General features: G+C 39.0%; 15 protein-coding genes. 6 read left to right on the top strand and 9 right to left on the bottom strand.

Going from position 1 to position 15,630, the window contains the following annotated elements:
• Positions 1 to 79: 79 nt before the first annotated feature.
• The 3 genes from QI031_RS24425 to QI031_RS24415 form a co-directional block, all read right to left on the bottom strand.
• A complete protein-coding gene (locus tag QI031_RS24425) occupies positions 80 to 1,330 on the bottom strand; it encodes a BaiN/RdsA family NAD(P)/FAD-dependent oxidoreductase (RefSeq protein WP_281486113.1) in 1,251 nt (416 codons plus the stop codon).
• 46 nt (positions 1,331 to 1,376) lie between these two features.
• Positions 1,377 to 1,541 carry a rubredoxin gene (gene rd, locus QI031_RS24420; protein ID WP_281482190.1) on the bottom strand — a complete coding sequence of 55 codons (165 nt, stop codon included), beginning with the start codon at positions 1,539 to 1,541 and terminating at the stop codon, positions 1,377 to 1,379.
• A 241-nt stretch (positions 1,542 to 1,782) separates the two neighbouring features.
• Positions 1,783 to 1,977, bottom strand: coding sequence for a hypothetical protein (locus tag QI031_RS24415; protein ID WP_281482189.1), 195 nt, complete (start codon positions 1,975 to 1,977; stop codon positions 1,783 to 1,785).
• Between the two features lie 347 nt (positions 1,978 to 2,324).
• Here QI031_RS24415 and QI031_RS24410 point away from each other — a divergent pair, with 347 nt between their 5' ends.
• Positions 2,325 to 2,879 (top strand): SRPBCC family protein, encoded by a 555-nt coding sequence (locus QI031_RS24410; RefSeq protein ID WP_281482188.1) that lies wholly within the window; start codon positions 2,325 to 2,327, stop codon positions 2,877 to 2,879.
• 487 nt (positions 2,880 to 3,366) lie between these two features.
• On the opposite strand, the gene QI031_RS24405 is transcribed toward QI031_RS24410, so the two are convergent.
• The 3 genes from QI031_RS24405 to QI031_RS24395 all read right to left on the bottom strand — a co-directional run bounded on the left by QI031_RS24405 (position 3,367) and on the right by QI031_RS24395 (position 6,971).
• On the bottom strand, positions 3,367 to 3,708 hold the full coding sequence (locus QI031_RS24405; protein WP_281482187.1) for a DUF1815 family protein: 342 nt from the start codon (positions 3,706 to 3,708) through the stop codon (positions 3,367 to 3,369).
• A gap of 1,297 nt (positions 3,709 to 5,005) precedes the next feature.
• A complete protein-coding gene (locus QI031_RS24400) occupies positions 5,006 to 5,221 on the bottom strand; it encodes a DUF2839 domain-containing protein (protein WP_281482186.1) in 216 nt (71 codons plus the stop codon).
• Positions 5,222 to 5,396: 175 nt separating this feature from the next.
• Positions 5,397 to 6,971: a helicase C-terminal domain-containing protein gene (locus QI031_RS24395; protein WP_281482185.1), complete on the bottom strand. Its 1,575-nt coding sequence runs from the start codon at positions 6,969 to 6,971 to the stop codon at positions 5,397 to 5,399.
• A gap of 187 nt (positions 6,972 to 7,158) precedes the next feature.
• On the opposite strand from QI031_RS24395, the gene QI031_RS24390 reads away from it, so the two are divergent.
• A complete protein-coding gene (locus QI031_RS24390) occupies positions 7,159 to 8,121 on the top strand; it encodes a M48 family metallopeptidase (protein ID WP_281482184.1) in 963 nt (320 codons plus the stop codon).
• Between the two features lie 266 nt (positions 8,122 to 8,387).
• The gene (locus QI031_RS24385) at positions 8,388 to 8,819 is read left to right on the top strand and encodes a hypothetical protein (protein WP_281482183.1); all 432 of its coding nucleotides are present in this window, start codon (positions 8,388 to 8,390) and stop codon (positions 8,817 to 8,819) included.
• Between the two features lie 202 nt (positions 8,820 to 9,021).
• Here the strand turns inward: QI031_RS24385 and ftsH3 are convergent, their stop codons facing one another.
• From ftsH3 to QI031_RS24370, 3 genes are all read right to left on the bottom strand, one after another.
• Entirely contained in the window at positions 9,022 to 10,863 is a 1,842-nt protein-coding gene (gene ftsH3, locus QI031_RS24380) for an ATP-dependent zinc metalloprotease FtsH3 (protein WP_281482182.1), read from the bottom strand.
• 116 nt (positions 10,864 to 10,979) lie between these two features.
• Complete coding sequence (locus tag QI031_RS24375) at positions 10,980 to 11,774, bottom strand: aminotransferase class IV (protein WP_281482181.1); 795 nt, start codon at positions 11,772 to 11,774, stop codon at positions 10,980 to 10,982.
• A gap of 286 nt (positions 11,775 to 12,060) precedes the next feature.
• Positions 12,061 to 12,849 carry a hypothetical protein gene (locus QI031_RS24370; RefSeq protein ID WP_281482180.1) on the bottom strand — a complete coding sequence of 263 codons (789 nt, stop codon included), beginning with the start codon at positions 12,847 to 12,849 and terminating at the stop codon, positions 12,061 to 12,063.
• A 400-nt stretch (positions 12,850 to 13,249) separates the two neighbouring features.
• Here QI031_RS24370 and QI031_RS24365 point away from each other — a divergent pair, with 400 nt between their 5' ends.
• The 3 genes from QI031_RS24365 (at position 13,250) to QI031_RS24355 (ending at position 15,614) form a co-directional block, all read left to right on the top strand.
• Positions 13,250 to 13,732, top strand: coding sequence for a hypothetical protein (locus QI031_RS24365; RefSeq protein WP_281482179.1), 483 nt, complete (start codon positions 13,250 to 13,252; stop codon positions 13,730 to 13,732).
• Between the two features lie 141 nt (positions 13,733 to 13,873).
• Positions 13,874 to 14,707 carry a hypothetical protein gene (locus tag QI031_RS24360; protein ID WP_281482178.1) on the top strand — a complete coding sequence of 278 codons (834 nt, stop codon included), beginning with the start codon at positions 13,874 to 13,876 and terminating at the stop codon, positions 14,705 to 14,707.
• Complete coding sequence (locus QI031_RS24355; RefSeq protein WP_281482177.1) at positions 14,673 to 15,614, top strand: hypothetical protein; 942 nt, start codon at positions 14,673 to 14,675, stop codon at positions 15,612 to 15,614. Before QI031_RS24360 ends, QI031_RS24355 begins: the two co-directional genes overlap by 35 nt.
• Positions 15,615 to 15,630 lie beyond the last annotated feature (16 nt).

Genomic DNA, 15,630 nt, shown 5'->3' with positions numbered 1-15,630 from the left:
CACTTGCTCCACTTGGGGAGACCCCAAGACCGCAGTGGCTCCCCAAGACCGCACTGCCTCCCCTGCTTGCCTCCACCCGTCATTTTTGGGTTGACAGATCACTAGTTCCCATTGCGTTACCAGCTAAATAAGCTGTTGTCCAAGCACTTTGAAAGTTAAACCCACCCGTAATGCCATCAATATCTAAAATTTCTCCGGCAAAGTAAAGCCCCGGAACTAATTTACTTTCCATCGTCTTGAAGTTGACTTGTTTGAGGCTGACACCGCCACAGGTGACAAATTCTTCTTTAAACACTCCCTTCCCAGCGATTAAATATTGTCCTTGGGTAAGTTCTTGTACTAGCTGATTTAAGGTTTTGTTAGAGATTTCTGCCCAGCGATCTTCTGTAGTAATATCTACACGAGCAATAATATATTGCCAAAGGCGGTGAGGTAAATCAACTCCACGATGTAAAGCGATCGCTTTGTTTGCCCATTGTGTTTTAACTGCTAAGATTTTTTCTCGTACTTGTTCTTGCTGTAAATGCGGTAGCCAATTGATTAACAATGTGGCTTGATAACGGTTTTCATGTAAAAGTCTTGCACCCCAAGCCGAAAGCTTTAAAACTGCCGGGCCACTTAAACCCCAGTGAGTAATGAGTAATGGCCCTGTTTGTGATAGTTGAGGTTTTCCACCAACAGATAACCGTAACTGCACAGGGTTAACGCTAATTCCAGCTAAAGCCCTAAGATGGGGATCAAGAATGTTGAAGGTAAATAGTGAGGGGACAGGTGGTTGAATTGAATGACCAAACTCTTGAGCTATTTTATAACCTATAGGGTTGCTTCCTGTTGCTAGCAACAAGCGATCGCACTTCTTGATTTCTCCCGACTTCAGCAGTATTTCAAATTCATTGCTAGGTAGTCGTTTGACTGAAACAACAGATGTTCCCGTACAAAGTTCTACCTCCGATACTCTGGCTGCATTCATCAAACAGTCCACAATTGTTTCAGAACTATCTGTAATCGGAAACATCCGTCCGTCAGCTTCAGTTTTAAGATTGACTGCGTGATCAGCAAACCAAGCTATTGTATCTTGGGGTTGAAAGCGAGTGAAAGCACCCCGCAGGGCTTTTCCACCTCTAGGGTAGTTTTGTACTAATTCACCTGCTTCAAAACAAGCATGAGTAACATTGCAGCGTCCTCCACCAGAAATGCGAACTTTAGCCAGCGGTTTACGACTAGCTTCAAGTAAAGTAACCTGGGCGTAAAGATTGGATTCAGCACAAGCGATCGCACCAAAAAATCCCGCTGCCCCACCTCCAATAACTACAACTTTTAACGGTAGCAATTTCAAAAATATCTCTTCTATAGCGCTTACTTTCTAGGCTAGTCTCTCACGACTCTGCTGGTTCAAATTCATCTTTGGTTGCGCCGCAAACTGGACATACCCAATCTTCTGGTATTTCTTCAAAGGGTGTTCCTGAGGCTATACCGCCATCTGGATCGCCTACTTCTGGATCATATTCATAGCCGCAAAGTGTACACACATGAAGTTCCATAATTTTTCCTTAAAGATTTTTGGTTATTGGATAAAAGTTTGATTTAGATAAATTTTAGTAATATAGGACTCCTATTTGATTTTTGAACACGATTCAGTACATATCTATCCCTTCTTAACTGTTCCCTGTTTCCTGTTTCCTGTTCCCTACCTACACAAATAAATTCACCGAATCAAACCGGATTACTATATGCCCTTAAGTAATAGCTTTATTTATATGTAATAAAAATAATGAGTATTTTTTAGAAACGCCACCAAGTTCTTTGAGCATAATTGATGATCCCTATGGCGATCGCCCCTAATAATAATAGCCAAATAACTCCGCCCGGAATAAACGTGAGAATGCCAAAACCCCTAAGTACCCAAACTGCTATGCCAACACCGAGAAAGACACCAAAAGCTTGGGTTAGTAAACGGTTTAAAGCAGATTGTCTCATCTTAATTCACCTCTTAACTGAAAATTTACTACTAACTATAATTTTGACAATATAAAGCTGGTTGCATCTAAGATTGCATTTGTGCCATTCTAGCTGTTATTAACTCAATTTTTCTTTATAAAGTGGTGCTACATTAAAAGCCACTTGGATGTTTTTTTAATTAATTGTAATTTAAAATACAGTTTGCTTAAGTATGATGCCTGAATAATGACCTAAAAATGATTAGTTCCAGGAAATTCAAATGTATGACTGGAATTAATATTTAGTTTGGTTGGACTCGAACCTATTTTGATAGTTTGTAGTCTTAACCTTAAAAGCTGGATAATCTGAGGAGTAACTTAAATCGTATGTCTGCGTCTTATATCTTAGACTCAATTATTACAGGTTCAGATATGGCTGCTAGTCATGAAAAACAAAGATTGCTGATCCAGGGTGAAATTTTGGTGCAAACGCAATCGCATACAGCCTGGGGTGGTGCTGTTACCGCCTGTATGTATTTACCGTTAGTGCGATCGCAGGTGTGGCAGCAATTAACAGATTATCCTCGCTGGGTGCAATATTTTCCTGACATCACTCAAAGCGAAATTCTCTATAAAGGCGAAGTTAAGCGTTTGTATCAAGTAGCACAAAAAGCCTTTTTATTTTTCACAGCTCAAGTGGAAATTTATCTTAACGTTGTGGAAGTGGTAGGGCAAAAAATTCAATTTAAGATGGAAAAAGGGAATTTTCTCGATTTTGCAGCCAATTTAGAGCTAAAAGATTGTGGAAATGGTACTTTGTTAGCTTATAATGTCCAAGCTACGCCTAATATCCCGATACCTTCAGTTTTCATTCAACAAGCGATGAACTTTGAATTGCCCGCGAATATGCAGAAAATGCGGCAAGTTCTGTGTAGGTCTTAATAAAACTATTTGAAAATTTTAGTAATAAAATTGGGCATTGCTGCGATCGCCACAATATATTAAGTATCAAATCTGATTATACTAAACGGTAATCTTTCTATGTGGCGATCGCTGAACTAAAAATGAAGAAAACTTGGTTTTACTTGCAAAATGCTGTAACTACACAGATGTTTTGCACTCCCTGTTTTTTGAGAATCTAAAATAATGAATTTAATTTTATCCAGCTACTGAGGTATGAGGTAGTATAGCGGTTTTTATGATGAATGAAATACACCACTCTAGTCCCTAACCCCTAGTTCCTAGTCCCTTTTCCTTAATGAAGTGTATTGCACACAACTAAGAAGCACTATAGTAATGGCAAATAGGTAACGGGCGATCACAAACTAAGCCACAATTACCTATTAGCAATTACCAACAATTGATTTCCAATTTTAGATCGACTATCAGAACCTTTTTTGATGTAGCCCATCAGATACAGGAATCCTTATCAGTTTTTGGCTAGGGCTTTATTACCTGAAGCAGTGGGTGCAAACTGCTTGACAAGATTAGCCAGTTCTTGTAACTGGTTAATTGCCTCAGCACCCTCCAACTTCATGAGTTCACGGTCATCCCGCATCTCTGTCCAAGTAATCCCATAATCGGATACCAAAAACCGAATTAGATGATTATCTCCCAAACTGACCATAAATGAAGCACTATTCATTTGGTCGCCACACGTATAACAGGACGCAGGATACCCACGCCGTTCTAGTACAATTGCCAAGGCTTGCAGGTTCATTACCAAGTCTTGGACGAATTGTCGATGTTGATGCGCTAGTCTTAGAAACACGTTTGCCCTCCAGACACCACAGTCATGTTAGTTTCTTTTATATTTTCTTTAGATTTTCTCACCCATTGGTATTGTAAACTATCCATTACAATTACCAGTCATAAGATAAAGTCATTAATTGACTTCCTTGCTTAGGGTAGTGGATAACTGTTTAGCTTGCCGTATCAAACTATTCAGTTTGCAGAATCAATTTATCAGACAGAATTTATAAATTTAATATTTATTTATACGATTCCGTCTGAGTAGATGCTGAGTTAGATCAATACGCTTTAAGAGTAACTCAAATTTGACATTGTTCAACTATAGAAAAGCTACGGTTTTATTTTTTACCTAATATCATCAGTAAAATTCATTACATTTAAAGTCTTTTCATAACTCCTCAATATTTTTTATAGCCTTTATTTAGTAATGGATTTGTTGATCTACTTAGAGAATTTGGTCTTAATACAAAAGTTGGATGTACCAAGTCAAGCAATTTGATACCTATGAAGTTTGGTAGATAATAGTGCAAATTTTAGATATGAGATTCAGAATTATTGACTGAATTGTAACGATTTTTTACACTCCGTATTTACTAGATATCAGTCATCTATAGATTTGACACTGAGAATAACTAAACTCAAAAATAGTATGTTGCCGAAATGGCAATATTTTTCAATTTTTGGAAACTGTGCTAGAAAATTTACCTAAAATCTCAGATCTTTAATTGAATGTTTACAAACAGTTATGCAAGTTCCCAAAAGCCAATTTCAAGTAGAGCGTATAGAAAGAAGCGCAAATGCCCAGTTTGAGAATCTCCAAAAGGTATAAAAACCTAGTTTTTACAAAACTCACTCAACCAATAGTATTTGATACTTAAACTTTGTCACTCTAACGAAAGTTATAAATAGCAAATTAAATAGAGCGAATTACAAGAATCGGCATAAATTTACGCTATTTCGGGGTAAAGACAGATTTGTTGAAACAACTTTCTGCAGGCTGGCTCACCTGCCCTCTTACCTACACAGCGATGGGATATTTTTTTAGTTGGAAGTCCCTTACTGGATACACTATTGCTTCATCTGCTGGATATTTATAACTATCCATAAAAAACTATTTTAAGAAGGCAAAAGGAAAAAAAGCCTTTAAATTTAGACTTTTGAACCTTTTTCAACTGGATAGTTATTTTCACCGTACTTAACTAGTAGTTAATTTTTTTATATTCAAAATTTCCTTGAGTACGGAACATACATTAGAGGTTATTAGCCTAACAGTCCATACTCAAGATAGAAATTTTTACAAACCCGCTAGAAATTTCTTAAGATACTACTTGCCACCAACCAAAAGCCGGGCCAATAAAACGGATAGTTACCCAAGCTGCAACCATAATACCGATGCCTATCCAAGCACCACGAGTAGTCCAAGCAACAAATAATTCAGCTTGGCTTTTAGTGATAGGAACCCAAGGCAAGATTCGAGTTTCTTGCCCGTATTTTTCTTTGAGTGTGGTTTTTCGACGTTTTGCTTCACCCATAATCAGCAATTCAAAATGAAAATCAACTTAGGTTCTAAGATGGCACTGGTACTAAATCAAGTTCTAGCAGTTTATGAAGCTGAGAACTTATGAATAAACTGATAATAGCGCTTGGTGGCAAGCGATCGCGCTACGGTTGACAAAACGTAAATAGTCAAGAGTTTTTAACTTTTGACTAAGCAGAATTTTCTTCACTAGCATGGGAAAATAAACTTGGATCAAGATAGTTTATCCGTGCTAGAGGACTAAGAGCAGCAAGAATCTGTGCCCCATAGCTACGGTTAATTACACGACTATCGAGTAAAGCAATGATACCTTGACTTTCTCGCACAGGAGCGATCGCCCGCTGTAATTCATTCAAAGCAGCTGGTAACAAAAATAAACGAAACCAGTCTTGATGCGATCGCTTATAGTGAGCAACTCTACCAGCCACTAAAGGATTTTCTAGAGATGGCAAAGGCAATGTAGCAATAATTAATAAATGAGGTGCAGGTAAGACTGTTTGATGCTCCCGCCAAAATTCCCAACCACTGACTAAAATACCATTCTCATCCAAACAAGTTTTTTCCACCTGTACTCGTGAACCAAACTCAGAGGCTAAAATTGCTCCTACCTGAGCCTTCAGTGGTACATCGCCTACTAATACAACAATTAATCCTGGTGCTGTAGCACTCAGACAAAGTAGTGTCCGAACTTTGTGAATAAACGCTGCTTGAAATTCCGGTGTATTAGGTAAGGGTAACTTATGGGGCAAATAAAATTGAACTGCTTCTGCTTGACTATCAGAAGAAAATTTTAAACAAGTGACATCATCTAATCCCAAACGCTGACGAAAAAGCGGAGCCTCGGTTTCTGGTTCTAAAGCGCTGCCAATTAACACCACAGGTTGTCTTTGCCAAATCGGTGCAAGTATTTTTCCTAACTCCAAAGGTGTGTAATGTAAAGAAAATAAACCTTGGCGACGGGCGATAGTTGCCCAGAAGAGGGCAGGGGAGGCATGGGAGGCAGGGGAGGCGGGGGAGGCGGGGGAGGAAATATGTTCAAACTGCTGCTTGAAGTGTTGCCAGTTAGCTGGTAATTCTGGTACTGAATTTAAAACAGCATAAAGATGATTGAGAATTTCTATTTCTGGCTGAGAAATTAGATAGCACTCGTATGGATTTGCAGGATGCTGGAATAGTTCTTTTGTTAGTTGTACCCGTGCAGAGCGAATTACCTCAGCTTGTTGGGGACAAGCCAGCATCAGTTGATCCCAATCATGGGGTTGAATATCTTGAGTTAGCTGATGACGTACCCAACTTTCTAGATCATCTACCCCATCGATAATAGTGGGAATAGCTGGAGGAAAATAATCTGAAGATGTGAGTTGTCCTTTTAACCAAGCCTCAGGGGAAATCAGGAATAGTCCTTGGAACTCAGAACCTGGCCAAGCGTCACCTGTTCTGATTGGTTTATGAGCTTGTAGCCATTGCTGTAGTCGAGGAATTTCTATTTGCAGCAAACGTTGCTGTACTGCCTCTGGGGCAACAATAATTACAGCGCCTTGCCACATCAGCGCCGATGCGACAAAACTAGTGCGATATCGCCCTTGATAGCCAGAAACTGCCCCAACTTGAATTAAGGCACTACGTCCTAGGCGCAAGGCGCGTGCTACCAACCGGGCCATCGTCAAATGATGAGGCCAGGAAGGGAACCCCTCCTGCGATCGCAGGAAGTTATGTAGTGACAAATGGACTTCTGCCTCAATCACAAGCTTTTAATTCCATAAAAAGTAATTTTTACTTTCAATAGCCCCATTTCTATTATGTTGTCAGTTGTCATTTGTCAGTTGTTAGTTGCCAGCGATGCACTGAGATTGATAAAGCGTTATCTGTTACTCATTATTGACCACTGACCACTGACCACTGACCACTGACCATTAACCAATTATCTAAATTATGCCTACTTACACAGGAATTTCCAGCGAAGCCTTCAGACATCCACTGGATCGCCAAGCCGAGCAAGCTTTACGAAATTTACCAGGATTTGATTTTTTAGCTCGTAAATTTGTGGAATTTTTCGCTGAGCGCCCTCAGTTAATTTATCTAATGGGCAACACCATCCAAGTCGGGCCACGCCAATATTCCACTATTTACCAGATTTTTCGAGAATGCGTGCGGGATTTAGATATTTATCCAGAACCAGCACTATTTATTGAGCAAAATCCCCAAGCGAATAGTTATGCACTGGGGCAAGAACATCCTTACATAGTCATAAATACAGGGATATTGGACTTACTAAACGAAGCCGAAATTAAGGCGGTGCTAGCCCATGAACTGGGACATATTAAATGTGGTCATACTATTTTAATTCAAATGGCAATATGGGCGAGGAGTGTTGCTGCTAGAGTTGGTGACTTGACCTTTGGCATTGGTGATTTTGTCAGTCAAGGTTTGTTGCTGGCTTTTTATGAATGGCGACGTAAAGCCGAATTGTCTTCGGATCGTGCTGCTTTATTAGTCACGGATGACTTAAATTTGGTCATTTCTTCAATGATGAAAGTCACTGGTGGTAGTATCAAATATGCCAATGAGTGCAGTTTACAAGAGTTTATTAAACAGTCAGAAAGTTATCAGGCACTTGATGAAGACGGATTAAACCAAGTGTATAAATTTTTGATGTACACTGGGTTTCAAGGTGCAATGCTAACACATCCTTTTCCTGTAGAACGCTTGCAGTACCTACGAGATTGGTCAGTATCACAAGAGTATCAGCAAATTCGCCAAGGAAATTATCAGCGATCGCCCGAATCCGGAGCAGTTAATGTGGCAGTCGAAACCTCTGACCAAGAAACAGCAGATTTACGTCGGCAAATTGAAGAATTGCAACGGGAAATTAACAGAATGAAAAGATCAGAGTAAGTGGGCATGGGGCATGAAAAGAAGGCAGAGGGGCAGGGTGCGGGGTGCAAGGGGGAGTTTGAAACTACTTCCCATTTATTTTGTGGTTAACACTCTTTCCTGTTCTCCCCCTGCCCCCTGTTCCCTGCCCCTTGTCCTGTTCTCTCCTGCTCCCCTGCTTCTTTTTCATGTCTTCCCTGCACAAACTCGCTGTAGCATAATTTATCTTTTGGGATTACCTCACAACGGATAATACTTTTTAGGTTGTGATTTAAGCATTGCTCAATATGGTTGTTAACTTGACAAAACGGTTGTCTGTATTAACTGTTACTATTTTTGCCCTAATCACCTTCATGCCTGGAATCGCTTGGGAAACAACTGGACAAGTCTATACGGCTTCTGATATTGTCCTTGCCCAAGTTACAAATGCTGCCAGCAACTTTGCTTCATTGTCCGAAATTAACCTTACTCCCCAACAGCGTCAACAACTTCAAGGAATCCGTCAAAGAAGAAATAGAGAAATTAACGCTGTCTTAAATTCATCTCAACGTACCCAACTTGCCCACAATTTACGTTCTGGTAATGATATCAATCAGGCTTTAGAAACTCTAAATTTGCAGCCAGAACAACAAGAATTAGTAAAAGCGATCATACAATTTACAAACTTGAAGATGAAAGCAATTTTATCTCGGCATTCAATACAACTAGGACAGAAGTGAGAAAGTAGGGAAGGCAGGGGAGGCAGAGGAGCAGGGAGCAGGGAGCAGGGAGCAGGGGGGCAAGAAGAATAACAACTGACTACTGACAACTGACAACTGACCACTGACCCGCGTAGCTTATTAAATTCCCAAAAATTAGGGTAACTCTGGCATACTCCAGAATTACCCCCAATTAAGATTTTAAATTGTAACCAAAAATGATTTAGGCAAACGCAGCAGTTGTGACATCATTATTTGCCAAAATTTCTTGCAATTCTTCAGCATCTACAGTTTCTTTATCAACCAGCATTTGCGCTAGCTGATCTAGAATATGCCGATTATTCACTAGCACTTCTTTAGCGCGTGTATAAGCTACATCCACAAGTTTACGGACTTCTTCATCAATGGCTGCGGCGGTTTCTTCAGAAAAATCGCGTTCTGACATGATATCCCGACCGAGGAACATGTTACCTTGCTGACGACCAAGGGCAACTGGGCCTAGTTTGTCGCTCATGCCAAAGCGGGTAATCATTTGACGGGCAACTCTTGCTACTTGTTGCAGGTCATTAGAAGCACCGGTGGTAACTTCTTCTTCACCAAAGATAATTTCTTCAGCAAGGCGACCACCTAAAGCTACTGCCATCTGATTTTCCAGATAAGCACGGCTGTACAAACCAGTGTCCATGCGGTCTTCGCTAGGAGTAAACCAAGTTAAACCACCAGCGCGACCACGAGGAATAATGCTGATTTTTTGTACTGGATCATAGTCTGGCATCAAAGCACCAACTAAGGCGTGACCGGCTTCGTGATAAGCCACTAAGGTTTTGCGCTTTTCGCTCATTACCCGATCTTTTTTCTCTGGCCCAGCTAAGACGCGATCAATGGCATCATTGATTTCATCCATTGAAATTTCGGTCAAATTCCGCCGTGCTGCCAGAATTGCGGCTTCATTGAGCAAGTTGGATAAATCTGCACCAGTAAACCCAGGAGTCCGACGGGCGATTCTATCCAAGTCTACATCTTTAGCTAAAGTCTTACCACGGGCATGAACTTTAAGGATTTCGCTACGTCCAGCATAGTCAGGACGGTCTACTACTACTTGACGGTCAAAACGACCAGGACGCAACAGCGCAGCATCTAGAACATCAGGACGGTTGGTAGCAGCAATGATAATAATGCCAGTGTTACCTTCAAAACCATCCATTTCGGTGAGTAACTGGTTGAGAGTTTGTTCGCGCTCATCGTTACCACCACCTAAGCCTGCACCCCGCTGACGACCTACAGCGTCAATTTCATCGATGAAGACGATACAAGGAGCGTTAGATTTAGCTTGTTCAAATAAATCGCGGACGCGGGACGCACCCACACCCACAAACATTTCCACAAATTCCGAACCGGAGATGGAGAAGAAGGGTACACCCGCTTCGCCTGCGACAGCACGAGCTAGGAGAGTTTTACCTGTACCAGGGGGGCCGACTAATAGTACACCTTTAGGAATTTTTGCACCGACTGCGGTAAAGCGATCAGCATTTTTGAGAAAGTCTACAACTTCATTTAGTTCCAACTTAGCTTGGTCAATACCAGCAACGTCGCCAAATGTAACTTGAGTTTGTGGCTCCATTTGCACTCTAGCTTTGGATTTGCCAAAGTTCATTGCTTGGCTACCTGGGCCACTTTGAGCGCGACGTAGTAAGAAGAATAAACCAACCAGAAGCAATACAGGGAAAAATAAGCTGCTGAGTGCCTTAAACCAAAATCCTTCATCGGTTTGAGGCAAAACAGAAATATCAACACCTTTGGCAGTCAGAGTATTGATTAGTTCTTGGTCGTTAACCAAGGTTACTAACTTCTTATTAGGGTCATATTTGGGTGTAACTAAGGCTGTAGAACGGTCTGCACTCAAACTGACTTTTTCGACATTGTTTTTTTCAACTTCTTGAATAAACTGACTGTAGCGCCATGTCTCTCTGCTTTGAGGTTGTTTATCAAAAAATGCTGTTCCCAGCGCAATCACAACTATAAACAGCAGGGCATACAGCCCTGTATTTCTCCATCTTTTATTCACTGAGGTTAGTCCTCCTGTATTTTTTTGCGTTCACGCAGCGTCTTTTTAAAGACAGGGCTTTATTAAGAATTATGTTAACTTATTTTAAGGTATAACAGAATGGCGCGCCTGTCATGCTAAAAAAAACGCTTGATTTGCTGAAAACTAGGATGGTAGGGATCATATTGTAGCGACCCTATAGGTTGTTGAACGGTATGGATGGGAATAATTTCTACCACACTATTAGTGTAGGCGATCGCTTCAAATCGCCGAACTAATTCACTCGTCCAAGGTTCTTCTTGTACCGTCTGTTGCTGGTTTTGCAGCCATTTAATTAATTGCGATCGCACTATTCCCGGTAAAATACCTGCTGTTAGAGGTGGTGTCCACCAACTACCATTTTGCCATCCCCAGAGGTTGCCTGTAGTAGTTTCTAGCCAATTACCTGCGGTATCTACTAAGATTGCTTCTTGAGCATTTTGTTGGACGCTAGTCTTTGCCAACCATGCACTGAGGTAGTTTCCGGTTTTATGAGAAGGCAGACTACGAGTAAATTCTGATCTTGCCAAACTTGTGGTAATGCCGTTTTTTTGTTTTTCTGTTAAATCTTGTGGCAATAATCTACCTGTGATCCATTCCCGTCCATCAGGAAAAAGAGTAATTCTCAGAACGGGGAAATGTGCCAGGATAGCCTCTGCACCTTGGCGTACACGGTTCCAATCTGGTTGTTGCCAACCGAAAGATTGTAAAGAAAAAAGTAAGCGATCGCAGTGTAAAAGCCAATTAGTTAAACTACTATCGAGTGAATGATCATAAACTCGCAACGTCGTGAAAACCGTTGCCCCATAAAGTAAACCCAGATCGTTAATATTTAACTCTAAAGTTTGGGATTGAATCAATCTGCCATCATACCAAAAGATATCAGTTGTCATTTGTCAGTGGTCAGTTGTTAAGTAGAACGGCAGAAATAATTAAAAGTTTGTAGTGTATTCCTCCGGGTAAGCAAGCTACGCGTAACGTTTCGTCGAGAGGACTTTAGTCCTCAAAAAAGGGTTAAAGCCCTTACTACAAAATCAATTACAATGATTTTACATCGCTTAACATAGTTTGATTTATTCCAACCGACTTACTTAGTTGTCAATTAGTTATTTTTTCTGTAACCATTGACTACTGACAACTAACAACTAACAACTGACCACTGACTACTGACTCATATATTTAATCTTTTGGAGGAAACATAATTTTTTGAGTGCCTTCAGGAGTAGTAATTACCTTTCCACCCAAAGCTTCAATTCTATTAATTGCTATTTTACGAGTTGTTTCATCTACGTCATTATTTAACACCATTGACCAAGTGGCAATTTGAGCATATTTACTATTAGGATTACGACTCAAAAATTCTGCTGTTTTTTGAGAAATTGCAGCTACATATTTACTTTCTTCATCTGAATAACTATTAGCCCAATCCGCTGCCATTAAGAACGAATGTTGAGCAGCTTGAGAATTGCCCATAAATAGTAATTCATCAATTGCTTTATAACGCCACACATAATAAGATTTTTCCGGGACTTGAGGAGATAATGATTTTAAATTTTTCTCCATCAAACTTATAGTTCGTTCTGGCATAGCAGCATAAATAGAAGTACTAGCAGAAAGACTTAGATAAGCTGCTAAAAATCGGGGGTCATTTTTGAGAACTACTTCAAAATATTCTGGACTCAGGCTATAACCTGTTTTAGCGCGTGCTTCGTCATCACCAAAATAGGGTAAAAAATTAAGATATACCCAATCTGCAATGAAATTGTCGTAACCAAAACTAGGCATTCTCTTTAAGAAATTCAGCCGCAATTTTTCGGATTGAATATCTTTTTCTAAAGTCTCTATAGAAATAGCTTGTTGATTATATAGTAGTTTTTGCAGTTTGGGAAATTGAATTAAGCCAATTCCTAACATGCATAAACAAGCTACAAAAGGTGTGATCACAGCTTGGCGAGATAACAACCACATATTTTACTTGTCTTTATGGGTAGATTTATCTCATTTTATTATGATATTTTTTATGTAAAATTACTTATTTTAGGTGTAGGTTGGGTTGAGCAAAGCAAAATCCAACACTAGTCACGATGTTGGGTCTCATTCTTCGACCCAACCTACAATTTTTTACATTAATTTAGTCTTGACGTGCTACTACTTAAGATTATACTTTTCATCACCAGAGTTTACTGCACACGACCAAGCAGCGCTATAGCTTTTAAAAGTCCCAACTTCACTTTTCTTTATAAACAATTCTTAAATCATTAAGTTGTTTTGAGTTTACTTACTTTTTTTAAGTAAAATTACTGAAGCTTTCGTTATAATACTATAATTAAATTTTGTTTGTACTGAAAACTGCACTTACCACAATATTATGGATAATAATGTTACAGAAAGCATGGAAAATAATGGTCAAGCCATTACCACAAAAGTTAGTGATTTTGAGACAATAATTACTAATCTTAATGCTGATAGAAATGGATTTAATTTTGACGATATTACAGATGCTATCAAAAAAGCAATAGTTCAAGTTGTGGAATTAGAAATTACTACTTGGGTTTCAGAACCATCTACCGATTCAGGTAGCGAATTACAAAATGGGCAAGAGTTTCCCAAAGCGGGTAATCGTATGCATACCGTTATCAATCTTGTGAATGGTGATATCAAAAATGAAGTTGGTAGTCAATTTCTTGGTAGTAGCCCTTATACAGAACTACGCGAATTTCATTTAAGTCAAGTTAAAGAAAGCCGTGAAATTATGCAAAAAAATATAGAATCTGTGCATAAAATCTATGGAATTTTAATGGAAATGCTGAGAACACGCAAAGGTTCGCAACAATCTATATCTCGTTCTTAAGCATTATTGATAAATTGATATTTAAAACTAAATACCTACAGCGATTGAGTGCAAGCTGTAGGTTACATGGTATTAGTACAAATTAATAAATTTAGCACTATAACTAAATATTTAGTCAAAAGTATTCTAGAGGTTTTCACTATGTCTAATGAGATTCAAACTCAAGCTCGATGTTTGTTAGACAATCTAGTCAAGTCTGTACAAGGATTAGTAGACGATATCACAGCTTTAGAAGTAAATACGATGGTTGTCGAGCAAATTAGTGGAGCAAAGTTTAATGCTTGGCAAGCATATCAGACAATTTATTCTATCAATGACCCCGATTATTTTGATGAAAGAGGAATCCCTGGCGATAGTCCTCAAGATCAAAACTTACGTAACCGTTATCGAAGTTTATTTACACAACTTGAAAGAGAGTATTTTTACCTTATAATTGATCCCAAATCTAACCTTTATAAATTGCCCAATGAGAAAGTAGAAAGATATCAACAACGCCTAGAATTTTTAAAAAAACAAAAGCATGGAAACATAGTTGAAACCGATCCAAATTATGTGAAGTTAGCTAGACCAATATTACCTCCTCCAACTCCTGTGATTGAGGGAGAAAATTCAGCAAGTTGGCGAAAAGATTGGGAAGAAAATTCTCAAGAAATACAAGAATTATTGGATAATGATAAGTTTGTGCGTACCTTACGAAAAGTAGCAGAATTGAAAGCTGCACTTGACAGTGGTGATGCCACAAAATCTACAATTGATATTATTTATGCCCAAACTGTGATGCAGTTAGATGGTGATATTATCAGCCGTTATCATAAAGAACTGTTTCAGTTACCTGATTACGAGAAAGATTTAATTCTTAAAATACATACAGAAGGGGTAGTTGCAGGAGAAAAACAGTGGCGTGGAACACTGGATTTTTTAATTACTTTAGTACAAGGTATTGCCAATTCATCTTTATCTCGAAATGGTCGTTGATAATACAAATACTGCTCCGCAAACAGGCGTTACACTTTCTTATTGCTTGCAAATTCCTCAAGGCGCTGCTTTTAAACTCAAGTTTGAACAAGGACAGTATAGTTTTTATCTCAATGAGACAGTTGTAGAACAGATTCAGCAAGCGCAAAAAACTGGTTGTTCTTTGTACATTCCACCAAAGTTACTGCTTCCCTTCTGGTACTATAGCTTTTTCAATAATCCAGAAAGTCTGAGAAATAAGTCTCAAAATTCTTACTTGTTTGTGATCATCAATATTTTTAGATTACTTCTAAGTAAATCTTTAAATAAGAAAACAAATTTACAATCTGGACTTACCTTTAATTGCTACTATCAACAGTCTCAATTAACTGCATCTGTTGATGAAAAGCCAGATATACTTTTACAAAGTACCGTATTTTTGAGTGGTGATATATTTCATAAAATCCGTAGAGATTTTCTTCAAGATGCAAACTGCTTAATAATTGTTTCTGCTCATTATTGGCTCACTGAACAATTGTTAAGTTATCTACGAAAGAAATTAAATCTTTTAGCTTGGGAATTAGCTTCTTTTGCACCTACTAGTTTTGTAGCCGAGAAACTTTATCAAGCAAAAGCTGGAATATTACTGTCTATATTTGCTTGGTTAGTAGCAGCGATCGCTTTTGCTATTATCCGTTATGTGCTTGTTAATAAACTTCAAAGATTTACTTCTATTGACTCTAAGTACCTCAATTGGATTGCGTGGGGAATAACTTGTCTAATTCCTAGTTTTGTGCTTAGCTCTCCGTTGAAGTTTTTACTTTTCGTGTTGGTGTCAGTTTTTGTCCCACTACTTATGAAGTGGGCTTTAAGTTTTATTTTGCCCCAAATTGGGAAATCGACAATGCGGTGGTTGTTATTTGCGTAAGAATAAATTACAGAAT

This window comes from Halotia branconii CENA392 (assembly GCF_029953635.1).
Classification (GTDB): Bacteria; Cyanobacteriota; Cyanobacteriia; order Cyanobacteriales; family Nostocaceae; genus Halotia; species Halotia branconii.
Note: the sequence above shows the minus strand (reverse complement) of the source record. Positions and strands in the feature narration are given on the sequence as shown.